Origin of the sequence: Leisingera sp. S232 (assembly GCF_049800895.1) — a bacterium.
Lineage (GTDB): Bacteria > Pseudomonadota > Alphaproteobacteria > Rhodobacterales > Rhodobacteraceae > Leisingera.
Genome location: NZ_JBNAFX010000004.1, coordinates 113,556 through 136,072, shown reverse-complemented (window position 1 = coordinate 136,072; position 22,517 = coordinate 113,556). Strand labels below are relative to the sequence as shown.

Genomic DNA, 22,517 nt, shown 5'->3' with positions numbered 1-22,517 from the left:
GGCGCCCCCCCCCGGCCCCGGGTTTTGCGCGGTCCGGGGGGGGGGGTGGGGGGGGCCCCCGCGCGGGGGGGGGCCCCACGCCCAACGGGAGCGGATCTTTCCGAAGATCCGGCGACGGGCGGGAGGGGCCTGCCAGCCTGGCCAAGCAGCAGCAGAGTGCGACCTTCTGACTGTTTCAGTCGGAAATTCATTGCATCTGTCGCCAGATGCTTTAATTGACTCTTTCAGTCGGAAAACTGATCTAACTAAGAACGGGACATCCCATGCTGAAAGCCACAACCGTACTGGCCGGCGCGCTGACTGCAGCCATTGCCACCACCGCTGCAGCCGAAGGTGAGCTGAACATTTACTCCTCTCGCCACTATGACACGGATGAGCAGCTTTACTCGGATTTCGAACAGGCAACCGGCATCACTATCAACCGGATCGAAGGCAATGCAGATGAGCTCATCGCCCGGATGAACGCCGAGGGCGAGAACTCCCCGGCCGACATTCTGATCACCGTCGATACTTCACGCCTGACCCGTGCCAAGGAGGCAGGTGTCCTGCAAAGCATCAACAGCGACGTACTGGAAACCCGCGTTCCGGCCTACCTGCAGGATGAGGACAACCAGTGGTTCGGCTTCAGCCAGCGCGCGCGCATCATCTTCTATGACAAGGACGGGGTCGCGACACCGCCGCAGACCTACCTGGATCTGGCCGATCCCGCCTACAAGGGCCAGGTTTGCATCCGCTCGTCCAAGAACACCTACAACCAGACCCTGCTGGCCTCGATCGTGACCCACCATGGCTCGGAAAAGGCACGTGAATGGGCCGAGGGCGTGGTTGCCAACATGGCCCGTGACCCGCAGGGCGGCGACACGGACCAGATGCGTGGCATCATTTCCGGCGAATGCGATATTGCCGTGGCGAACAGCTATTACTTCGCCCGTTCGATCCGCAAGGAGGTCAAGGGCGTGTCGGAGAACCGTGATCAGATCGGCTGGCTCTTCCCCGCCCAGAACACCGAAGGCGCGCATATGAACCTGTCAGGCGGCGGCGTGGCCCTGCACGCTCCGAACAAGGAGAACGCGGTCAAGTTCCTCGAGTACCTCTCCAGCGATTCCGCCCAGGCGTATTTTTCGGCTGGCAATGACGAATACCCGGCCGTGTCCGGTGTCGGCCTTGCGCCGTCGATCGCGGCACTTGGGCATTTCAAGCCGGATGACGTGAATCTGTCCGAAGTCGCCAAGAATCTGCCCGAGGCCCAGAAGATCTTCAACGACGTCGGCTGGAAGTAATCTCCGGCTAAAATCGGCGGAAAGGCGCGGCAAAGGCCGTGCCTTTTTTGCTTCGACGCACCTCAAAAGCGATAACACGCGGCATTGTGACGCCAAGCAGCGCCACACATCTCTTTTACTAGACCCTCGGGCATCAGCACCCTATAGCTCCCCGCATCTGAATGAAGGGGTGGACTCATGCAGTTGCAGGCACACTGCGCCCAAGAGGCGTTTTTGTCATGAACAGGCTGCCGGTTACAATTGTCGGTGGATATCTTGGTGCGGGCAAGACCACCTTGATCAACCGACTCTTGGCAGAAGGTCACGGGCTGAAGCTTGCTGTGATCGTGAACGATTTCGGTGCCATCAACATTGATGACGCCCTGATCCAGGACGCCGAAGGCGGCAAGATTGCCCTGACCAACGGCTGCGTCTGCTGCACCATGGACGATGACCTTTCCTTTGCCTTGCGCGAAATCCTGAACCGGCCGGACCGCCCTGACCACGTTATCATTGAGGCCAGCGGCATTTCGGACCCGATCGCCATCGCCAAATCGGTGCTGAATGAAGGCGGCCTCAGCTACGGCGGGATCGTCTCTCTGGTAGATGCAGAAAACGCCGAGGCCTTGCTGAACGACCCGCTGGTGGCCCCGCAGGCAGAGCAGCAGATCCGCGCCGCAGATCTGGTGATTGCGACCAAATGTGATGAGCTGACTGCAGAGTTTTCGGCGCTTTTGGCCAAGGCGGGCGCCCGCACGCCCACGGCGCTCAACGACTCGCCGGTGGCAGAACTTCTGTTCGATGTGGTGCCGCTGCCCAAAGGCCGCACGGTTGCCGCCCACCCCGCCTACACCACCTGGCAGCACCGCAGCCGCACCGTGCTGGACCGCCGGGCGCTGGGGGACAAGCTGGCAGAGCGGCCTACTGGTCTTTACCGGATGAAAGGCTTCGTGCTGACCACTGGCGGTTCGTATGAACTGCATGTCGTGGGACGCCATGTGGAGGCCAGGCGCTGTGAAGCTGAAGAAACCGTGCTGGTGGGATTGGGGCCGGCCGACCGGATTTCCCGCGAAGATATTGAGACCTGGTGGGCGGCATAAGCCGCTCCAACCCAGGTGCTTCTACCGCCGCCGCCCCACCTGGCGGCAGATCAGAACCACCGGCAGCAACCCCACCGCCATGATCACCAGCGAAGGCACCGCGGCGCCCTCCAGGCGCTCGTCTGCGGCCAGCCGATGCGCTTGCACCGCCAGCGTATCAAAGTTGAACGGTCGCATGATCAGGGTCGCGGGCAGCTCCTTCATCACGTCGACAAAGACAATCAGCAGCGCTGTCAGCAGACTGGGCGTCAGGATCGGCAGATGCACCCGGCGCAGCATCCCCATCGGGCCCTGCCCCAGTGACCGCGCCGCCGCATCCATATTCGAGTGCATCGTCGCCTGCCCACCCTCATAGGCGCCCAATGCAGCCGCCATGAACCGCACGCCATAAGCCGCAACCAGCAGCCAGATCGATCCGGTCACCAGCAGCCCGGTGCGGAGACCAAAGACCTCCCGCATCCAGGCGTCCAGCGCATTGTCAAAGGCCGCAAAAGGCACGATCAGCCCTACCGCAATCACCCCACCCGGCACCGCATAGCCCAGCCGCGCAAAATAGGCCGCAGTGGCGGACTGCCGGCCTGGCCGCAGCCGCTGATAGAAGCCGAGGCACACTGCCGCCGCCACGGTCAGGACTGCAGCAGCTGTTGCCAATGTGATCGAATTGGTTGTGAAATCGATGTAGCGGCGGCTGAACAGGTTCTGCTCGGACTCAAAGCTCATCGCAAACAGCACCGCCACCGGCAGCAGGAACCCCAGAACCACTGGCACCACGCAAAAGAAGATCGCAACCGCTGCTTTGATACCACCCAGCCTGGCCGGCGGCATCTGATTGTGATGCTTGCCTGCATGATGGTACTTTGCCCGCCCGCGCGTTGCCCGCTCCACCACCGCAAGCGTCAGCGCAAAGCCCAACAAACACAGCGCCAGCTGTGCCGCTCCGCCCCGGTCGCCTAGTGAAAACCAGCTTGTGTAGATGCCCGTGGCAAATGTCTGTACCCCGAAGTAAGACACCGTGCCGAAATCCGCGATGGTCTCCATCACTGCCAGCAGCACGCCCGAGGCAATCGCAGGCCGCGCCATCGGCAGGCTGACCAGCCAGAACGCCTGCCAGGAGTTCTTGCCCAACGCCCGCGCCGCCAGAAACGCCCCGGCGCTTTGCTGCATAAAGGCGGCCCGCGCCAGCAGGTAGACATAGGGGTACAGCACCAGCACCAGCATCGCCGCCGCCCCACCTGCAGAGCGGATCTCCGGGAACCAGTAGTCCCGCGGCCCCCATCCTGTCACCTCGCGCAGAATGGATTGCACAATGCCGGGATGATCCAGGATATGGGTATAGGCATACGCCAGCACATAAGCCGGAAAGGCCAGCGGCAGCACCAGCGCCACCTCCAGCAGCCGCACTCCCGGAAACCGGGTCATCGTGACCAGCCAAGCTGCTCCGGTTCCTATTGAGAATGTGCCAAGCGCTACCATGGCGACCAGCGCCAGCGTCGTCAGCGAATAGGCCGGCAGCACGGTTGCAGCCAGATGGCTGATCGTACCCGTTCCGCCAAACGCCGCCGCCAGCGCCACAGCCGCCATCGGCAGCAGGCAAGACAGCGCAACCGCCCAAGCCAGAACCGCAAAAGCAGTGCCGCCGGCCTTGCCTGCGCGGCGGCTCCCATGCGGCGCGTATTCTATTGGGTCATGTGCAGCAGTCATATGCGGCGGTCAGGGTCCGGCAGAAAAGTTTCACCGCCCTATTTCGACTATTCCAGTCAGAAATTCCAGCCGGAAAGCGCAGCGGAGTTCTTTGTACCCCCAGACAAGCTACGGGCGCCAATCTCCGGCGCCCGCTCCCCGAGTTTTTGCAAGTGTGTCAGTCGTAGGCACGCTGATCTTCGATCACCAGCCCGTCCTTGGGCAGCGCATCCGGGGCAACAACTTCAATTTTGCCCTTCAGCTTCAGAACCTCGACCACCGAACTGGCATAAGCCGCGGCATCGCCGCCTACTGCCTCAATCTGCACCGTCATGGCATCCATCTCTCCGTCGCGGCTGGCAATGACCCGGGCCTTGACGATCTCGTCATGTTTCGCCACCAGCGTCGCCACCTGTTCGGGACGCACAAACATGCCCTTGATCTTGGTGGTCTGATCTGCGCGGCCCATCCAGCCCTTGATCCGCATGTTTGTCCGGCCACAGGGTGAAACGCCCGGCATCACCGCCGACAAATCACCGGTCGCAAAGCGGATCAGCGGATAATCGGGGTTCAGCGTGGTCACCACGACCTCGCCCACCTCACCCGCGCCAACAGGGGTGCCAGTCCCCGGGGTGACGATCTCGACGATGACGTGCTCGTCAACGATCATCCCCGCCATCGCCGGGCTTTCATAGGCGATATTGCCAAGATCCGCAGTGGCATAGCATTGCAGGCAAAAAATACCGCGATCCGCATATTCCTGACGCAGCGAGGGGAACAGCGCGCCACCACTCACGGCAGCCTTGGAGATCACCAGCTCGACGCCCATCGCGTCCGCCTTATCCAGGATCACCTTCAGGTAATCGGGGGTCCCTGCGTAGGCCGTAGCGCCGACGCCCCGTGCGGCCGTCACCTGAAGCTCAGTCTGCCCGGTGCCGGCAGGCAGCACTGCTGCTCCCACAGCGCGCGCACCGTTTTCGAAGATCATACCAGCTGGCGTCAGGTGGTAGCCGAAGCAGTTTTGCACAACGTCTTCCTGACCGATCCCCGCGGCGTGCAGGAATCGCCCCATCCGCCACCAATCACCATCCACGCCGCCCGGCTCGTAGATCGGGCCAGGGCTTTGGAACACATGGGCAAAGCCATGCGCGGGCTTAACGGTAAAGCCGCCAAAGGGCGGGTTTTCTGCCTGCGCGCGGCTCAGTTCCGACTTGCGCAGCACGGGCAGCGCGGCCAGCGCTTCAACCGAAGTTACTGCCCGGGGCTCCACCCCATCCAACAGTCCGGCATACCCCGGAGCAGATTGGGCACGGGCGATCTGCTCTGGCAGCGCCTTGGCCAGGTCTGCGGCGCGTTCATCTCCGCTGCGGGTTTCTAACGTGTCAAAAAAGCTCATCACATCACCATCCCGCATCAGCTCAACCACCGCTTGCGGCGGCGGTATGACCGCACGTCGCGAAAACTTTTGCGGCCTTCATCCGACATGCCCAGGTAGAATTCCTTCACATCCGGGTTTTCCCGCAGCTCGGCGGCAGGTCCGTCCATCACCACACGACCGGATTCCAGAATATATCCGTAATGGGCATAGCGCAGTGCCACATTGGTATTCTGTTCTGCCAGCAGGAAGGTCACGCCTTCCTGTTCATTGATCGATTTCACGATCTCGAAAATCTGCTCCACCAGCTGCGGCGCCAGCCCCATCGAGGGTTCGTCCAGCAGGATCGTTTCCGGCCGCGACATCAGCGCGCGGCCCATTGCCACCATCTGCTGCTCACCGCCCGAAGTGTATCCGGCTTGCGATCTGCGGCGCTCTTTCAGACGCGGGAAGTAGTGATAGACCCTCTCCAGATCTTTCTGGATATCGGCACTGGCATCGCTCCGGGTATAGGCGCCGGTCAGCAGGTTTTCCTCCACCGTCAAATGTTCAAAACAATGGCGGCCTTCCATCACCTGTATGACGCCCTTTTTCACCAGTTCCGCCGGGTCCTGCTCATGTACATGGTCGCCCCTGTACTTGATTGACCCTTTGGTGACCTCGCCGCGTTCGGAATGCAGCAGGTTCGATATCGCCTTCAGCGTCGTGGTCTTGCCCGCCCCATTGCCACCCAGCAATGCGGTGATGCCGCCTTTGGGCACATTGAGACTCACGCCCTTCAGAACGAGGATCACGTGATTGTAGATCACCTCGATATTGTTGACCTCCAGCAGGGTCTCAGCCTGCACATCAGCAGGTTCGGCGGCGGTATTCGCTGCATCCAGCATAAAAGCGTGTCCTCATGCGGTCCGGGCAGGCCCGGCTGGTTCCGGTGGCGCGGCGATTTCCCGCCGCGCCGGTTTCTCTGCGCCCCCTCAAGGGCTGCTTCAGCTCATCAGTTGCAGCGCGGCTCGATGTTGTTTTCGGCCGCGTAAGCGCCTGAATCCTCATTGACCAACTTGCCGATCACCTCTGTGTCCGTGGGGCCGAAGTCCGAAATCAACGACCAGGCCTTGCTGCTGGCATCCCATTGGGTCACCCCTACCAAACCAGGGCCGCCATGGTTCTCACAGGTGACGTTGAAGGACGGACCGAAGTTCGGCATGCCCAGCGCTTCCATCTTGGTCTGATCAATCACCAGTGCTTCCATGCCGTCGCGCATCATCGCAGCGGTGATATCGGCTGTGCCATGCATTTCCTGGGCGGTCTTCACCGCTTCGGCTGCAAGCATCGCCGCGTACATGCCACGATTATACAGCACATTGCCGATCTGATCGCCTGAACCTGCGGCCAGGCCCTTGTCGACCACGTGTGCCTGGATGTCGTCAAACACCGGGAAGTCGCGACCGACGTTGTGGAAAGTCACTGATTTATAGCCATTAGCCTTGTCGCCCGCAGGCATCACGTCATGCTCGGCACCGGACCACCAGACGCCAATGAAATTCTCCATCGGAAAGCGGATATTGGCAGCCTCCTGGATCGCCACCTGGTTCATCACGCCCCAGCCCCACATCACAACAAAATCCGGGCGATCGCGGCGGATTTGCAGCCATTGGGACTTTTGCTCCTGACCTGGGTGGTCTACCGGCAAAGCCGTCAGCTCAAACCCGTGCTTCTTGGACAGCTCCTCCAAGGTGCGGATCGGCTCCTTGCCGTAAGCCGAGTTGTGATAGATCAGCGAGATTTTTTTGCCGTTCAGGTCTCCACCGTTTTCCTGCAGAAGGTAGTTCACCACACCCGATGCGCCGTTCCAGTAGTTCGCCGGGTAATTGAACACATGGCTGAACACCTCGCCATTGGCAGCCGAGGTCCGGCCATAGCCCATGGTGTGAAGCGGAATTCCGTCTGCGGTCACTTTGGGGATCAGCTGATAGGTGATGCCTGTGGACAACGGCTGATAGATCAGTGCCCCCTGCCCCTTGGTGGATTCATAGCATTCCACACCTTTTTCGGTGTTATAGCCGGTCTCGCATTCTATCACATTGGCTTTGACACCGCCGATGCCGCCATCCCGTTCGTTTAGCAGAGTGAAGTAGTCTGCATAGCCATCCGCAAAGGGAATGCCTCCGGCGGCATAAGGCCCGGTCCGATAGCTCAGCGAGGGGAACACCAGGTCCGCCATCGCCGGACCTGCAGCCATCACGGCGCTCAGCGCCAGAGTGGTCAGTTTCATTTTCATCGGCTATTTCCTCCCTTGGTTTTGTCCGATGTTCGCAAGATGCGGGGGCTCGTCTTGTTTTTCTCCCCGCAGTTTTTTCAGCCGTACCCGCATCAATGCGGAAAGGGCCACAGTCTCAGCTTCTCCTTGGCCACGCGCCACAGCTGCGCTATGCCGTGCGGCTCTGCGATCAGGAAGACGATGATCAGCGCGCCCACGATCACCAGCTGGAAATGCGCCACGATATCAGTGGGCCAGCCCAGCAGATCCACGCCAACCACCTTCAGCACCACCGGCAGCAGCACCAAAAAGGCCGCCCCTGCGAAGGAGCCGAAAATCGAACCCAGCCCGCCAATGATCACCATGAACAACACCAGGAACGACTTGGTGATGCCAAAGGCCTCGCCGACCTCGACCGCCCCCAGATACACCGCAAAGAACAGCGCACCGGAAATACCGATAAAGAAACCAGATACGGCAAAGGCAGTCAGTTTGGCCTTCAGCGGGTTCACCCCGATAATCTCGGCGGCGATATCCATGTCGCGGATCGCCATCCAGCTGCGCCCGACCGTGCCGCGGGTCAGGTTGCGGGCAACCAGCGCGCAAAATGCCAGGAAAACCAGGCAAAACAGATAGGTGGCCCAGGCAGATGCATTGGGACCGGTGATAACGATGCCAAAAGTGTCGCGCTCCGGCGCATTGATCTGCCCCGAAGCGGAGTAGTTGTAGAACCACGGCACACGGTTGAACAGCCACACCAGAAAGAACTGCGCCGCCAAGGTTGCCACCGCCAGATAGAACCCTTTGATGCGCAGGGACGGCAGACCGAACAGCACACAGACGCCGGCGGTGATCCCGCCCGCCAGCAGCACGTGGATGAACATGCTGACCTCGGGAAAGGCGGTCATCAATTTGTAGCAGGCATAGGCGCCCACAGCCATGAACCCGCCGGTGCCCAGGGAAACCTGCCCGCAATAGCCGACCAGGATGTTGAGCCCGATCGCCGCAATCGAATAGATCAGGAACGGCAGCAGGATCGCATTGGCCCAGTAATCGTTAATCAAGAACGGGATCAGCCCGAAGGCAACTGCCAGCACCACGTAGTAGCGATAGCGGTCGAATTTGATCGGAAAGGTCTGGCTGTCATCGACATAGGAGACTTTGAAATCCCCGGCTTCACGGTAGAACATGTCTCAGATGCTCCCTCTCTTCTGCAAACGGCTCCCTGAGCGGGCGCTTGTTCTGATTGTTCCAGTGGCAGTCATACGATTTGCCCCCATTGGGCCTGCGCCGCATCACGCTGCTGACGTGTCCTCCGTGCTGAGGGCCTGGCATAGCCGCTCTGCTCGCTGCTGCGGACCAGCCGCAGATAGGTAAAGATGCCGGTGATCATCCCCGATGCCGCCAGCTGGGCTGCGGTCACAAGCTGTTCTTGCGAATAGCCTTCTGCCGTCAGCGCAAGAAAGCCAAAGGACCAGAACCCCGCCAAGGCAATCATGTTGATGATGGCAATTGCCTTTCTCATGCCCCGCCTCCGCCGTTAACCAATTTGGCAGAAATTCGGATTTGGACACATTTTGCCCATTTCTTTTTGCCACCCTGTGCCTGGGTAAAGTGAGTGGAACGAATGACCGCAATTCTGGAGGAAGTCCGGCGGCTGGAAGCTGCCCGGGAGAAAGGTGAAATTTCGGCGTCTGAATACGCCGAAAGCAAGGGCCGACTGCTCGAGTCGATTGAGGACGCAACCGTGCTGCCGCCGTTCGAGTTCGAACAACCGCCGCGCAGGGCTTCCAATGCGGCGCCGGGCCCATGGGGCCTGATGATGATCGGCCTTTGCGCAGCAGGTCTTTTGACCTTCCTTGCCGGGCAGTTGATCGGAGACCTCACCATCGCTTTCACACTGGTCACCTGCATCTTTGCCGCCATCGTCATTGCGGCCTTTCGCAAGCTCGAGGGCTGAACAGACCGTCCGGCGATCATATGAATCTCAGACCCGTTCAATGATTTTCTCCCCGAACAGGCCCTGCGGACGGAACACCAAGAAGATCAGCGCCAGCACATAGGCAAACCAGTTCTCAGTCGCGCCGCCGACCAGCGGGCCGATGGCAAATTCGAACAGTTTCTCGCCCACACCGATGATCAGCCCGCCGACAATGGCGCCGGGGATCGAGGTAAATCCGCCCAGCATCAGAACCGGCAGCGCTTTCAGCGCGATCAGCGACAGCGAGAACTGCACGCCAGATTTGGTGCCCCAGACGATGCCCGCAACCAGCGCCACGAACCCGGCCACCGACCACACCAGCACCCAGATGAAGTTCAGCGAAATGCCCACCGACAGCGCCGCCTGATGGTCATCCGCCACCGCGCGCATTGCCCGGCCTTGTTTGGTGTATTGGGCAAAGCAGACCAGCCCCGCCACCAACAGCGCTGCAATCACCGTCGCCACAATATCCAGATTGTCGATAAAGAAGCCGTAGCCGAAGATGTTGTAGGTGGTCTCGTCAATCCACAGGTTGATGCCCTGCGGCAGGCCCACATCCAGGGTCTTAATCTCGGACCCCCACATCAGATCGGCCACGCCTTCCAGGAAATAAGCGAGGCCAATGGTGGCCATAAACAGAATGATCGGCTCCTGGCCCACCAGATGTTTCATCACCAGAACCTGCACCAGCCAGGCCAGCAGAACCATCACCGCCACCGTCAGCCCAATCGCCACGACACCCGGAACATTCCAGCCGAAGTGGGTGATATGACCGCCGAACACCGCATTGATCAGATGCGCAAAAGGCACTTGTCCCTGCATGATGCCGACCAGTGTCATGGCCGCAAACAGCGCCATCACGCCCTGTGCGTAGTTGAAGATGCCTGAGGCTTTGTAGATCAGGACAAACCCCAGCGCGACCAATGCATAAAGCACGCCCGCCATCAGACCGTTCAGCGTTACTTCCATCGCAAAGATGAGTTGTTCGGGCATTAGAGGCGCTCCTCTGATTTCTGCACTGCGGCGGTGCACAGCGGGTGCACAGCGGATGGACGGACGTCACTCCTGCGTCGGCTGGCTCTGCTGTACTGCGGCTCAGTCATGGCTGACCCCCAGGTAGGCGTCGATCACAGCCTGATTGTTGCGCACTTCGTCCGGCGTTCCGTCGCCGATCTTCTTTCCGTAGTCCATCACCACGACCCGGTCAGAAAGATCCATGACAACACCCATGTCGTGCTCAATCAGGGCGATGGTGGTGCCGAATTCATCATTCACATCCAGGATGAAGCGGGACATGTCCTCTTTTTCTTCGACGTTCATGCCGGCCATCGGCTCATCCAGCAGCAAGAGCTTGGGTTCGGCCGCCAGCGCACGGGCCAGTTCGACCCGTTTCTTCAGGCCATAGGGCAGCCGGGATACCGGGGTCTTGCGGATGTGCTGGATCTCCAGAAAGTCGATGATCCGCTCTACAAATTCGCGGTTCTCCGTTTCTTCCTTCTCCGCCTTTCCCTTCCACAAAGCCTGCGAAAACAGACCTGTTTTCATATGGTTGAGCCGCCCGGTCATGACGTTGTCCAGAACGCTCATGCCTTCGAACAATGCGATATTCTGAAAGGTGCGTGCGATGCCCTGGCGCGCCACCTCATACGGGCGCATTGGCGGGCGCTTTTTGCCGTGAAACAGCACCTCGCCTTCCTGCGGCACATAAAAGCCCGAGATCACATTCAGCATCGAGGATTTGCCGGCCCCGTTGGGACCAATAATGGCGCGGATCTCACCCTCGCGGATGTCAAAAGAAATACCCTGGATCGCCACCACGCCGCCAAACCGCAGGGTGATGTTCTTCATCTCCATCACCACGCCGCCGATGGTGCGGCCGTCGTCTGTGACATAGCTTAAGGAATTATCAAGCATAACAACCGCTTCCATATTTTTGCCGCATAGAAATTTTAAGCTTTCCTAGCGATACTTGTTCAAAACGAGCAGTAAGGAGACCAAAACAATGTTTGGCGAACTTGAGCACTCCTGCCTTCTGAAGATGGCGCTTGAATGCAAACAGATGGGCCTCAGCCAATCCGAGAGTCTGACCTCGATTATCGAGCAGACACACGGGTTCAGCGCCCCGTTCAAAATTCAGCAGGTGGTCAACACGGCTTTCAACCCCGGCCTGAACCCCGACCTGATCTGAAAGCTCACCGGCCAGTCCGGCCCGGGGCAGATCTCGCTCCAGCGACAGGTGCCTCATTCCGCGGCCACCTTGTGAATCGCACCCGGCTTAACCTCCGCGTCGACAATTGTCAGCGTGGCACTGATAGAGCCCTTACGGCCATCCTCATAGGTCACTTCGGTTGTCGTCGAAATTTGCTCAGAATCGTCGTAAAGCGCGGTGATGATGTCGGCGAATTTCTCCTCCACAATGCGGCGGCGCACCTTGCGGGTACGGGTCATTTCCCCGTCATCAGCATCCAATTCCTTGTGCAGCACCACAAAGCGATGCACCTGGCATCCAGACAGCATTTCATCCTCTGCAACTGACTGGTTCACTGCCGTCACATGCGACCGGATCGACTCCAGCACCTGCGGGTGGCCTGCCAGCTCCTGATAGGAGGCATAGGCAATATTGTTGCGCTCCGCCCAGTTGCCAACAGCTGTGAGATCGATGTTGATAAAGGCCACGCAGCGGTCCCGGCCATTGCCGAACAAGACCGCCTCCAGGATGTCTGGATAGAATTTCAGTTTGTTTTCAACGTACTTAGGTGCGAACATCGCCCCATCGGCCATCTTTCCCACATCCTTGGCGCGGTCGATAATCCGCAAGTGGCCTGATCCTTCTTCAAAGAAGCCGGCATCACCGGTGGCCACCCAACCTTCTGCATCTTTGGTAGAGGCGGTGGAGTCGGGATTGTTGAAATACTCAACGAACGTGCCAGGCGAACGGTAGTAGATCTCGCCATTGTCACCGATCTTGATTTCGACCTCTGGCGCCGGCACACCAACGGTGTCGGCCCGCACCTCACCATCAGGCTGGACGGTGATGAATACGGTGGCCTCGGTCTGGCCGTAGAGCTGTTTCAGGTTGATGCCTAGGCTGCGATAGAAATCAAAGATCTCCGGCCCGATCGCCTCCCCTGCGGTATAGCCCACACGGATGCGGCCATAACCCAGCGTATCCTTCAGCGGGCCGTAAACCAGCACATCGCCCAGCGCATACTTCAGCCGATCCATCAGGCCAACTGGCCTGCCGTCCAAAATCTCGCCGCCAACTTTTTTCGCATGCGCCAGAAAATGATGGAACATCTTGCGCTTCAGGGCGCTCGAATCTTCCATCCGGATCAACACATTGGTCAGCTGGCCTTCGAACACCCGGGGCGGCGCAAAGAAATAGGTCGGGCCGATCTCCCGCAGGTCGGTCATCATGGTGTCCTGGCTTTCCGGGCAGTTCACACAGAAACCGCACCATAAGGCCTGGCCAATCGAAAAGATGAAATCGCCGACCCAGGCCATTGGCAGATAGGACAGGATGTTTTCGCCCTGCGTCAGATGGTCAAACTCAGCCGAATTCTTGGCACTTTGGATCACATTGCGGTTCGACAGAACAACGCCTTTTGGCGTGCCGGTGGTGCCGGAGGTATAAAGCATTACGCAAGTGCTGTCGTAATCCAGCTTGGCCTGGCGTTTGGCCAGCTCGCCGATCAGCTCATCATAGGCGGCCCGGCCCTGATCCTGAATATGGCTGAACTGATGCAGCTGCGTGTGGTCGTATTTCCGCATCCCACGTGGATCGAGATAGATCATATGTTCGAACTGATTCAGCTGATCCTGAACCTCGATCACTTTGTCTGCCTGCTCCTGATCGCCCACGATCACAAAGCGCGCGCCGCTATGGCCCAGCACATAGGCCATCTCCTCGGCCGCCGCGTCCTGATAGAGCGGAACCGGAACGGCTCCGACCGCCTGAGCGGCAATCATCGACCAATAGAGATAGGGGCGGTTGCGGCCGATGATGGCGACGAAATCACCCTCGTTCACGCCTAGGTTGACCAGGCCAAGCGCCAGCGCCTCGATTTCCTTTGCCGCTTCGGCCCAGGTCCAGCATTGCCAGATGCCGAATTCCTTTTCCCGGTAGGCCGGCGCGTCTGCGAATTGCACCGCATTGCGTTGAAGCAGCGCCGGCAGGGATTGCATCCCCTCGGCGCCCATCTGCATCTGAGCCAACTTTCTTCCCTCCCTTTCCGGCGTTGCTGCCGGACCGGCCGCTGTTCGCGGCTCTGGCCCCGATTAGGGACAGCGGCAGGATAGCCCGTCAACTTTTTCCTGATGTTTTCCCAAATCTTACAAATTGTAACAGCCTAATTTCCTTTACTTTCAAGCCCGTTACATTCCGGCCCGTCAGCCCGGAACCGTGAAACTCTGCGCCGCACACCTCCCGCCCGCCCCTGTTTGTGCGGCATGCAACCAAATCGGCCATGTTCCGAATCAGGCCTGCGCAGGGCGTTTTGAAACAAGCGGGCCAAAAGGGTTTGAGACCGGGAATGTTGCAAAAATCCGGCCGACAATCAGAAGGCGACTACATGCGTTACGCGGCGGCAAACCCACCGCCGCGGCTGAATGGCAATTTGCCCCGCACCGGCCCCGGTGCTAGCCATAAACCGGGGAGAGCCATGAACCGGACCAGCAAACAGCACGCCGCCATGACCACCGCCGGGCTGAACCTGATCGCCCAGGCGCTGTCGATTTATGACAACGACCTGCGACTGGCAGTGTGCAACCGGCGGTTCCAGGAGATGTTCGACCTGCCAGACCATTTGGTGCAGCCTGGCGCGTCCTTTGCCGACACCATCCGCTATCTGGCCGAGGCAGACGAATATGCTCCGGAAACGGATGTTGAGGAAATCGTGCGGAGCCGGGTCAGCCAGGCACTGGATTTCGTTCCGCACTATCTGGAGCGCGAACGGCCCAATGGGCGGACCATTTCGATTGAAGGCTCACCGCTGCCGCAGGGCGGATGGGTTACCGTCTACACTGACATCACACGGGCCAAACAGGCAGAGCAGCTGTTGCGCTCGAGGTCTGAGGAACTGTCGGAAAGGCTGATCGCTCACACCGAGGACCTGTCCGCCGCGAACCGGCAGCTGGAGGCCACCAACACTGCGCTGGAAGAGACCAAGCGGCAGCTCACCGAAATCGAAGGCCGCACCCGCCTGACAACAGAAATGATGCCCGCCCATATCGCCCATGTGGATGGGGATGGGTATTACACATATACCAACCGCCGACTGAGCACAGTGTTCCCCGGCCGCCCGTCCGACATTCTGGGCATGCACATCTCCGACGCGCTGGGAGACAGAGCCTTTGAACGGATCGAGCCGCATCTCTTAGCTGCCTACAAGGGCAGCAGCCCGGTATTCGAGTTCACCGAGAGCCATGGCAGCCGCCGCATCCGGGTGGCCTTCACCCCGGATCAGCACGGCGGTGTCTACATACTGTCGATGGATGTGACCGAAGAAACCCAGGCCAGAGTGGCCTTGCAGCAGGCCCGCCGCCGCGAGATGGCGGCGCAAATGACCAGCGGCCTGGCGCACGACTTTTCCAATCTGTTGACAATTATTCTGGGCATGCAAGGCAAGCTAGAGAAAATGGCGCTGCCAGACGATGCGGGACCCCTGGTGCAGGGCACCCTGTCGGCAGCCCGGCGCGGTGGCAGGCTGCTGAACCGGATTGCCGAAATGACCAGCCAACGCTCCTTGCGCCCCCAGGCCACAGACATGCACGCCCTGCTGGATGAGCTGAAAGTGCTTGCCTCGCCATCCCTACCGCAAGGGGTTGGCCTCAGCATTCTCGACAACCTGCCAGATCAGGTGCTGCTGTTGGACGCTGGCAAGCTGCAGGATGCGCTTTTGAACCTCATCCTGAATGCGCGCGACGCTTGCGGCACCTCCGGCCAGATCACGGTCAGCGCTCACACTGTTGGCCTGACCTGGGTGGAAATCACCATCACGGACACAGGCCCCGGGTTCTCGCCGGAAGCCTTGGAGAAGGCACTGAACCCGTTTTTCACCACCAAGGGCAGCGAAGGCTCGGGGCTGGGGTTGCCGATGGTCTATGACATGGCCAAACTGGCCGGCGGCGACATACGGATTGGCAACGGGATCACTGGTGCGTCGATCACTCTGCGTCTGCCGTACCGCCCAGCCCCAGAAGCCAGTGGTGGCATGGCGCTGCTGGTAGAAGACAGTGCGGAGCTGCGTGCCGCTTTCCGGGATATGCTGATTGACCTTGGCTATTCGGTGATCGAAGCCGCAAGTGTGGACGAAGCCTGCGCCCTGACCGCTGATTTGCCTGACATCGTTCTGGTGCTGTCAGACATCAAGCTGGAAGGCCCGGCAACCGGTGTCGATCTGGCTGCACGCCTGGATGAATCCGGCCTGCCCTGCATCCTGATGACATCGCTTCCCGCAAGCGATCCGCTGTTTCGCAAGGCATTGAAATGCGGTCCGGTTTTGCGCAAACCTTTCACCATTCACCAGCTCTCCGAGCTGATCAAACCGGAGCCTGCCGCATGACACAGCCCCTGGTCACGATTTTGGATGACGAGCCGGAAATCCGGCAGATCCTGACCGAAACGCTGGAAGATGCGGGTTTTCGGACCCAAAGCTTTGCCCGCGCCCGGGAATTCGAGGCGGCACTGAACCGGGTCACTCCGGATGTTTGCCTTGTGGACTTGTCACTGCCAGACACTGACGGTCTGGCACTGGTGCACCGGCTGGCGCTGGAACAGGGCGCTGCGGTCATCATCATCTCTGGCAGAGCGCAAGTGCAGGACCGGGTGACCGGACTGGAACTGGGCGCCGATGACTACATTACCAAGCCGTTTGATCCGGCAGAAGTGGTGGCCCGTGTGCGCGCCCGCTTGCGCAGCGGCCCCCGCTCTGCGGCTCCTGCCTGCGAAACGGCACGGTTTGCCGGCTGGACTGCGCATTTTGACCGCTACGTTCTGGAGGATGCCCAAGGTGTCGAAGTTCCGTTCTCCCACGCCGAGGGGGAGATTTTGCGGCTGTTCCTGGACAGTCCCAAACGTCTGATCTCCCGGGCGCAGATGCAGGAGATGCTGGGCGGGGCGGCTGGCGACAGTTTCGACAGGGCCATGGACGTGCGGATCTCCCGCTTGCGCACCAAACTGCGTGAAGACCCCAAAAATCCGCGACTGATCAAGACTATTTACGGCGCAGGCTACATTTTTTTGGGCGATGTGGATTGGGCTTAACCTCTCAAGACAGAAAACCGCAAACCTGCCCTGACTTTTTGACCGGATCAGGTTCCGCGGGCTGACACGGTTCGCCGACCCAGAGAGCATAGAGTTTCTTGCCTGCGCGAATCACTTGTCGTAGAATCACCGCATGGCCACCTGTCTGCTCTACCGCCAAGTCCCCTCGCGCCCGGCACGGTTTTACCGCATTGAACTGGCGATGAACCTGTTTTCCGAAGTCTCCGTGCTGCGGGAATGGGGCGTGGCCGGCGGCAACGGCCAAAGCGTGATCAACAACTACGGCAATCTGCGCGAAGCTTCTCTGGCAGCTGACAAGCACCGCAACCGGATGATAAAACGCGGCTACGGGCGGGCCTGACCTGCGCCGCGCCAGCGGCGCCCGGCCCAACTGTGAGGGCCATCCCCCGGGATGGCCTGGAGCAGGCGGGAGTGCCCTCCGTCTGCAGATTACGCCGCCAGCGCCCGGGCGGCGCGGTCCAGAACTTTCAGACCCAGCAGCAGATCATCTTCTTTCGTATCTTCGTCAAAAGCATGGCTGATGCCGCCGATGGACGGAACAAACAGCATTCCCGTCGGCATGACAGCTGCCATGTTCGCCGCATCATGCAATGCGCCAGAGTGCATCGTCTGCCACGTTCCAGGCGCCAAGGCTTCTGCCGCCGAAGCCAGCTCTGCCTGAAACCGGGCATCCATTGCCGCAGGTTCAATTCCCATCACCGGCCCCATTGCCAAGGCCACACCGTGATCCGCAGCCGTTTCTTTGGCTGTCTCCTCGATGATGGCCGCCATCCTCTGCAGCCGGTCTGCCTCAGCGTCCCGCCACTGCATGGAAAATTCCACCCGTCCCGGCACCACCGACGGTGCGTTCGGATGCAAGTTCACATGTCCGATGGTCCAGACAGTGGCTGGCGTGACGACATTTGAAAACCTGCTGTTCAGCGCAGTGCTGAAGGCAGACAACGCCTGAAACGCATCCCGGCGCAGATTCATCGGCGTGGTGCCTGCATGGTTCTGCCGTCCTTCAAAGATGATCCGCATATCCCGGATGCCGACGATGTCCGTCACAATCCCAAGCCCCAGACCGGTTTCCTCCAGATAGGGGCCTTGCTCAATATGCAGTTCCAGAAAGCCGGTGAACCTCCGGAGCGGCAGGAAGTCTCCCGCCTGATCTGCCAGCAGCTGCCGCATCTCTGCCAGCCTGTTTCCTTTGGTGTCAGAAAACCCATCCGCCTCCTGCAGTGTCTGCTTGCCGGACCAGATGTCCGAACCTGTCAGCACGCCGAACCGACCCTCCTCATCCTGAAAACTGACGCAGGAAATGGAGGGCCCACCGTCCTCCATGGCCGCGCGGGCAATTTCCAGGCCTGCGATCACCCCCAGCGCCCCATCCAGCCAGCCGCCTTCAGGCTGGCTGTCGCTATGCGACCCCACCAATAGGCTTTGCTCCCCAGCCAGTCCGAACACATTTCCCATCGGGTCGAAATGCGGCGTAAGCCCCGCGTCTTTCATCCGCCCGGCGAGCCATTTGCGCGCCGCGATGTCAGCGTCTGAAAATGCCTGCCGCACCACGCCTTTGCCATCCCCTGATGCACCGAAGCTGCGCAATCTGTGCAGGTCATCAAGGAAGCGCTGTGGATTTAAGGGCATGGCAAATCTCCAATCTGGCAACTGTACACTGCGGCAGGCTTCTCATCGCGGCAATGAAATTGATACATGCAACCCCAAACCCTCCCTTTACCTCTGCCCGGATCCTCTTCTAAGACTCGCCCGGTAACAACGGAGCCGCCCGCCAATGTCCCACATCACGCTGATCCGCCATGGCCAGGCCAATACCGGCGCCCGGGACGAGGCCAGCTATGACTGCCTCAGCGATCTGGGTCACCAGCAGGCTGTTTGGCTGGGCGACCATCTACGCGGCAGCGGCAGCCACTATCCGCGCGTCTATTGCGGAACTCTCAACCGCCATATCGAAACCGCAGCATCAATCGGCTATGCGGATGTTGTCCGCGACGCCCGCCTGAATGAAATGGAGTATTTCACGCTTGCTGAGGCCATGCGGGACCAGCACGGCCTGCCCATACCAGAAGAGCGCGAGGGTTTTGTAGAGCATCTGCCCAAAGTCTTTGCCGCCTGGGCCGCCGGGGAGATCGCAGAACCCTACGAAAGCTGGGAAAGCTTCGAAACACGCACCCGGCAGGTACTGGCAGAGATCGCCGCAGGTGAAGGCCCGGCGCTGGTGGTGACCTCTGGCGGGCTGATCTCAGTGGCGATGCGGCAGGCCATGGGTCTGGACACTGCGGCCACGGCACGCGTTACGCTGGCTATCATGAACACCTCCATGCACCGGCTGTTCCCCATCGGCGGACACTGGAGCCCGGTTTTGTTCAATGCGGTGCCGCATCTGGAAGCGCCGGACCGCCATTTTGCCCAGACACATCTGTGACACACGGACGCGAGGAACAGACATGCAGCTATACTATGCCCCCAGAACCATTTCAGTGGCTGTGGCCATCGCATTGGAGGAAGCCGGGGTCACGTATGAAACCGTCAAGCTCGACTTCGCCACCAAGGAACAGTCCGGGCCAGCCTATGCCCAGATCAACCCCAAAGGCCGGGTTCCTGCGCTGGCAGTTGAAGGCGGCATTCTGACCGAGACCGGCGCGCTGCTGGAGTATGTCGCCGATATGGCGCCCGAAACTTCTCTGCGCCCGCAGGATCCGGTTTTGCAGGCCCGGATGCGCGAGGTCATGTTTTACCTCGCCTCCACCATGCACATAAATCACGCCCACAAACTGCGCGGCGCCCGCTGGGCCAAGGAGCGCTCCAGCTGGAAAGACATGCAAAAGATGGTGCCGCAGACCATGGCAGAGTCCTGCGTCTACCTCAGCCAGTATGGCCTGCGCGGGCCTTTTGTCCTGGGTGAAAACGTCAGCCTCGCCGATTGCTACCTCTATGTGGTTTGCACATGGCTGGAAGGCGACGGGGTGACTGTTGCGGACTTCTCGAAAATCCAGAACTTCATGACAGCTATGGAACAGCGCGATTCGGTGCGCAGTGTCTATGCCAAGGGAATGCTTTAAAGGACATGATGATGACGCATCTGTGGGTACGGGCCGAACAGCGCCCCAATGAGGACCGGGTCGGCCTGACGCCCGAAGGCGCAAAGGCGCTGCTGGCAGGCGGCATCAAGGTCACCGTGGAGGAGAGCTCGGTGCGAGCCCTCCCGCTGCAGGGATACATCGATGCCGGCTGCGAAATCGCACCTGAAAACTCCTGGCCCGGGGCACCTGCCGAAGCCATCATCTTTGGGCTGAAGGAGCTGCCGGAAGACGGCACTCCGCTGCCCCACCGCCACATCATGTTCGGCCATGCCTACAAGGGTCAGCACTCTGGCAAGGCGCTTTTGGACCGGTTCAAGGCGGGCGGCGGCACGCTTTATGATCTGGAATATCTGGTCGACGAGGCCGGCCGCCGGGTCGCCGCCTTTGGCTATTGGGCAGGCTATGCCGGCGCCGCGGTCACCCTGAAAACCTGGGCAGCCCAGCAACGCGGCGAAATTTGCGGCCCGGTTGGCGTCTACGGCGGCAAGGACACTTTGCTGGCAGAGCTTGGTGCAGAACTGGACGCCCTAAACAAAAGCCGGCCCTCCGCCATCGTGATCGGCGCGCTTGGCCGCGTCGGCACCGGCGCTGCCGATCTGTGCGAGGCGATGGGTGTGCAGGTTACCAAATGGGATATGGCCGAAACCGCAAGCGGCGGCCCTTTCCCCCAGATCCTGCAGCATGACTTGTTCCTGAACTGCATCTTCGCCCGTCCCGGCACTCCGGTTTTTGTTTCCCGTGAAGCAGTGACTGAGGACCGTCAACTGACCGCCATCGGCGATGTCGCCTGTGACCCAGATAGCGATTACAATCCGGTTCCAGTCTATGACCGCGCCACCACCTGGGAGGCTCCGGCCCTGCGGGTGGCAGACAGCCCGGTGCTGGACGTGATGGCAATCGACAACCTGCCGTCGATGCTGCCGGTCGAAAGCTCAGAAGATTACGCAGCCCAGTTGCTGCCCTCGCTGCAGACTCTGACCGATCTGGACAACGGCGTCTGGGGCCGGGCCAGAGCCACTTTCCTCGAGCACCTGCCGAAGTAATGGCGCAATATGTCGGTTTCTTCGCCGCCATTCTCGGCACAGTCTGCTGGCTGCCGCAAGCTTGGAAAGCCTGGGCCAGCCGGGACACGGCTGGACTGTCGCTGCCCGCCAACCTGATGTTCCTGGCGACGGTTTCGCTCTGGTTCATCTATGGGCTCATGATTGGGGACTGGCCAATTATTCTCGCAAACTTCTGTGCCATCATGATTGTGACCAGCATCGTCGCGGCCAAACTGAAATTCGGATAAGGGAGAACTCTCATGACTATTCACTGGTGCGGCACCGGCCTGTCGGCAATCCCCGGCCTACGCCGCTTGCTGGAAGCCGGACACGACGTCGCGGTCTGGAACCGGACCACCGACAAGGCGCGCGAGGCCGTCGGCGATCTGACCACCAACATCCATTCCTTCAGCATTGCCAACCTTGGCCAGATGCTCAGCCCCCAGGACGTCATCGTGTCGATGCTGCCGGGCGACTGGCACGTGCCACTGGCGGAATTGGCGATTGAGCACGGCGCGCATTTTGTCTCCTCGTCCTACATCGCACCGGAAATGCGCGCGCTGGATCAAAAAGCCAAGAATGCAGGCGTCTGCCTGATCAATGAGGTGGGCCTTGACCCCGGTATCGACCACCTGATGGCGCATGCGCTGGTGGCGGACTACAAAACGTCGGATGCCTATGACGCCGACAACGAAATCAGTTTCATCTCCTACTGCGGCGGCATCCCCAAAACCCCGAACCCGTTCCGCTACAAATTCAGCTGGTCGCCGCTGGGCGTGCTGAAGGCGCTGCGTTCTCCGTCAAAGTCGATCCGCGATTTCAAGGAGCTGGATGTGGCCCGTCCGTGGGATGCGATCTCCTCCTACGAGGCACCGCTGCCCGCGCCCGAAAGCTTCGAGGTCTACCCGAACCGCGACTCAATCCCCTTCATGGGCCAGTACGAATTCGGCGAGGACTGGAAGGTGAAGGAGTTCGTCCGCGGCACCTTGCGCCTCAATGGCTGGACCGAAGCCTGGGCGGATGTGTTCAAAGAAGTCGAGACACTCGCCGGGCCCGAAGGCGACGCCCGCCTTAAGGAAATGTCCGACCAGTTCTGGGCCGAGAACGCCTATGACGAGGGCGAGCCGGACCGCGTCGTGCTTTGTGTTGGCCTCAAGGCTGAGAAAGACGGCGCCGAGGTCTGGCACAAGACCTATGTAATGGACGCCTGGGGTGACGCGCGTGGCACCGCGATGGCGCGTCTGGTCTCCTATCCTGTCTCCTTTGCCATCGAGGCCGCCATGAACAACAAGATCGCCACTGGTGTGCATGCCGCGCCGGGCGACCTGGTTTTGGTGGAAAAATGGATGGCTGAGATCGGCAAACTGGCCCAGCATCTGGAGATTGTCGACAGCAAGGCCTGATTGCCGTCGACAACGATCAAGGGCGCCCGATTGCGGCGCCCTTTTTTTACG

22 protein-coding genes are annotated in these 22,517 nt (G+C 60.2%); 12 read left to right on the top strand and 10 right to left on the bottom strand.

Going from position 1 to position 22,517, the window contains the following annotated elements; translation table 11 throughout:
• Positions 1–263: 263 nt before the first annotated feature.
• Together ACP151_RS04860 and ACP151_RS04855 are read left to right on the top strand one after the other, a co-directional pair.
• A complete protein-coding gene (locus ACP151_RS04860; RefSeq protein ID WP_424977733.1) occupies positions 264–1,280 on the top strand; it encodes a Fe(3+) ABC transporter substrate-binding protein in 1,017 nt (338 codons plus the stop codon).
• Positions 1,281–1,498: 218 nt separating this feature from the next.
• On the top strand, positions 1,499–2,359 hold the full coding sequence (locus ACP151_RS04855) for a CobW family GTP-binding protein (protein ID WP_424977732.1): 861 nt from the start codon (positions 1,499–1,501) through the stop codon (positions 2,357–2,359).
• Positions 2,360–2,380: 21 nt separating this feature from the next.
• Here the strand turns inward: ACP151_RS04855 and ACP151_RS04850 are convergent, their stop codons facing one another.
• The 6 genes from ACP151_RS04850 to ACP151_RS04825 form a co-directional block, all read right to left on the bottom strand.
• Positions 2,381–4,060, bottom strand: a complete 1,680-nt coding sequence (locus ACP151_RS04850; RefSeq protein WP_424977731.1) for an ABC transporter permease — start codon at positions 4,058–4,060, stop codon at positions 2,381–2,383.
• A gap of 157 nt (positions 4,061–4,217) precedes the next feature.
• On the bottom strand, positions 4,218–5,435 hold the full coding sequence (locus ACP151_RS04845; RefSeq protein WP_424977730.1) for a phenylacetate--CoA ligase family protein: 1,218 nt from the start codon (positions 5,433–5,435) through the stop codon (positions 4,218–4,220).
• A 17-nt stretch (positions 5,436–5,452) separates the two neighbouring features.
• Positions 5,453–6,301 carry an ABC transporter ATP-binding protein gene (locus ACP151_RS04840; protein ID WP_424977729.1) on the bottom strand — a complete coding sequence of 283 codons (849 nt, stop codon included), beginning with the start codon at positions 6,299–6,301 and terminating at the stop codon, positions 5,453–5,455.
• A gap of 107 nt (positions 6,302–6,408) precedes the next feature.
• Positions 6,409–7,692, bottom strand: coding sequence for an ABC transporter substrate-binding protein (locus tag ACP151_RS04835; protein WP_424977728.1), 1,284 nt, complete (start codon positions 7,690–7,692; stop codon positions 6,409–6,411).
• A 92-nt stretch (positions 7,693–7,784) separates the two neighbouring features.
• Positions 7,785–8,861: a branched-chain amino acid ABC transporter permease gene (locus ACP151_RS04830; RefSeq protein WP_424977727.1), complete on the bottom strand. Its 1,077-nt coding sequence runs from the start codon at positions 8,859–8,861 to the stop codon at positions 7,785–7,787.
• Between the two features lie 71 nt (positions 8,862–8,932).
• Positions 8,933–9,196, bottom strand: a complete 264-nt coding sequence (locus tag ACP151_RS04825) for a hypothetical protein (RefSeq protein WP_424977726.1) — start codon at positions 9,194–9,196, stop codon at positions 8,933–8,935.
• A gap of 102 nt (positions 9,197–9,298) precedes the next feature.
• Here ACP151_RS04825 and ACP151_RS04820 point away from each other — a divergent pair, with 102 nt between their 5' ends.
• A complete protein-coding gene (locus tag ACP151_RS04820) occupies positions 9,299–9,631 on the top strand; it encodes an SHOCT domain-containing protein (protein ID WP_424977725.1) in 333 nt (110 codons plus the stop codon).
• A 27-nt stretch (positions 9,632–9,658) separates the two neighbouring features.
• Here the strand turns inward: ACP151_RS04820 and ACP151_RS04815 are convergent, their stop codons facing one another.
• Positions 9,659–10,645, bottom strand: coding sequence for a branched-chain amino acid ABC transporter permease (locus ACP151_RS04815; protein WP_424977724.1), 987 nt, complete (start codon positions 10,643–10,645; stop codon positions 9,659–9,661).
• A gap of 102 nt (positions 10,646–10,747) precedes the next feature.
• Positions 10,748–11,566 (bottom strand): ABC transporter ATP-binding protein, encoded by an 819-nt coding sequence (locus ACP151_RS04810; RefSeq protein ID WP_424977723.1) that lies wholly within the window; start codon positions 11,564–11,566, stop codon positions 10,748–10,750.
• Between the two features lie 88 nt (positions 11,567–11,654).
• Here ACP151_RS04810 and ACP151_RS04805 point away from each other — a divergent pair, with 88 nt between their 5' ends.
• Positions 11,655–11,840 (top strand): hypothetical protein, encoded by a 186-nt coding sequence (locus tag ACP151_RS04805; RefSeq protein WP_424977722.1) that lies wholly within the window; start codon positions 11,655–11,657, stop codon positions 11,838–11,840.
• Positions 11,841–11,893: 53 nt separating this feature from the next.
• Here ACP151_RS04805 and ACP151_RS04800 read toward each other — a convergent pair whose 3' ends face one another.
• Entirely contained in the window at positions 11,894–13,858 is a 1,965-nt protein-coding gene (locus ACP151_RS04800; RefSeq protein WP_424977838.1) for an AMP-binding protein, read from the bottom strand.
• A gap of 455 nt (positions 13,859–14,313) precedes the next feature.
• Between ACP151_RS04800 and ACP151_RS04795 the strand changes: the two genes are divergently transcribed.
• The 3 genes from ACP151_RS04795 to ACP151_RS04785 all read left to right on the top strand — a co-directional run bounded on the left by ACP151_RS04795 (position 14,314) and on the right by ACP151_RS04785 (position 17,277).
• Entirely contained in the window at positions 14,314–16,215 is a 1,902-nt protein-coding gene (locus ACP151_RS04795) for a PAS-domain containing protein (RefSeq protein WP_424977721.1), read from the top strand.
• Positions 16,212–16,916 (top strand): response regulator transcription factor, encoded by a 705-nt coding sequence (locus ACP151_RS04790; RefSeq protein ID WP_424977720.1) that lies wholly within the window; start codon positions 16,212–16,214, stop codon positions 16,914–16,916. Before ACP151_RS04795 ends, ACP151_RS04790 begins: the two co-directional genes overlap by 4 nt.
• A gap of 133 nt (positions 16,917–17,049) precedes the next feature.
• A complete protein-coding gene (locus tag ACP151_RS04785) occupies positions 17,050–17,277 on the top strand; it encodes a WGR domain-containing protein (RefSeq protein WP_424977719.1) in 228 nt (75 codons plus the stop codon).
• 89 nt (positions 17,278–17,366) lie between these two features.
• Here ACP151_RS04785 and ACP151_RS04780 read toward each other — a convergent pair whose 3' ends face one another.
• Complete coding sequence (locus ACP151_RS04780; protein ID WP_424977718.1) at positions 17,367–18,566, bottom strand: hydantoinase/carbamoylase family amidase; 1,200 nt, start codon at positions 18,564–18,566, stop codon at positions 17,367–17,369.
• A 145-nt stretch (positions 18,567–18,711) separates the two neighbouring features.
• On the opposite strand from ACP151_RS04780, the gene ACP151_RS04775 reads away from it, so the two are divergent.
• From ACP151_RS04775 to ACP151_RS04755, 5 genes are read left to right on the top strand one after another with little or no spacing between them, the layout of a single operon-like run.
• Complete coding sequence (locus ACP151_RS04775; protein ID WP_424977717.1) at positions 18,712–19,362, top strand: histidine phosphatase family protein; 651 nt, start codon at positions 18,712–18,714, stop codon at positions 19,360–19,362.
• A gap of 22 nt (positions 19,363–19,384) precedes the next feature.
• The gene (locus tag ACP151_RS04770; protein WP_424977716.1) at positions 19,385–19,999 is read left to right on the top strand and encodes a glutathione S-transferase family protein; all 615 of its coding nucleotides are present in this window, start codon (positions 19,385–19,387) and stop codon (positions 19,997–19,999) included.
• An 11-nt stretch (positions 20,000–20,010) separates the two neighbouring features.
• Complete coding sequence (locus tag ACP151_RS04765) at positions 20,011–21,063, top strand: saccharopine dehydrogenase (RefSeq protein WP_424977715.1); 1,053 nt, start codon at positions 20,011–20,013, stop codon at positions 21,061–21,063.
• Positions 21,063–21,311 carry a SemiSWEET family sugar transporter gene (locus ACP151_RS04760; RefSeq protein WP_424977714.1) on the top strand — a complete coding sequence of 83 codons (249 nt, stop codon included), beginning with the start codon at positions 21,063–21,065 and terminating at the stop codon, positions 21,309–21,311. Before ACP151_RS04765 ends, ACP151_RS04760 begins: the two co-directional genes overlap by 1 nt.
• A gap of 12 nt (positions 21,312–21,323) precedes the next feature.
• On the top strand, positions 21,324–22,466 hold the full coding sequence (locus ACP151_RS04755) for a saccharopine dehydrogenase family protein (RefSeq protein WP_424977713.1): 1,143 nt from the start codon (positions 21,324–21,326) through the stop codon (positions 22,464–22,466).
• The last annotated feature ends 51 nt before the right edge of the window (positions 22,467–22,517 follow it).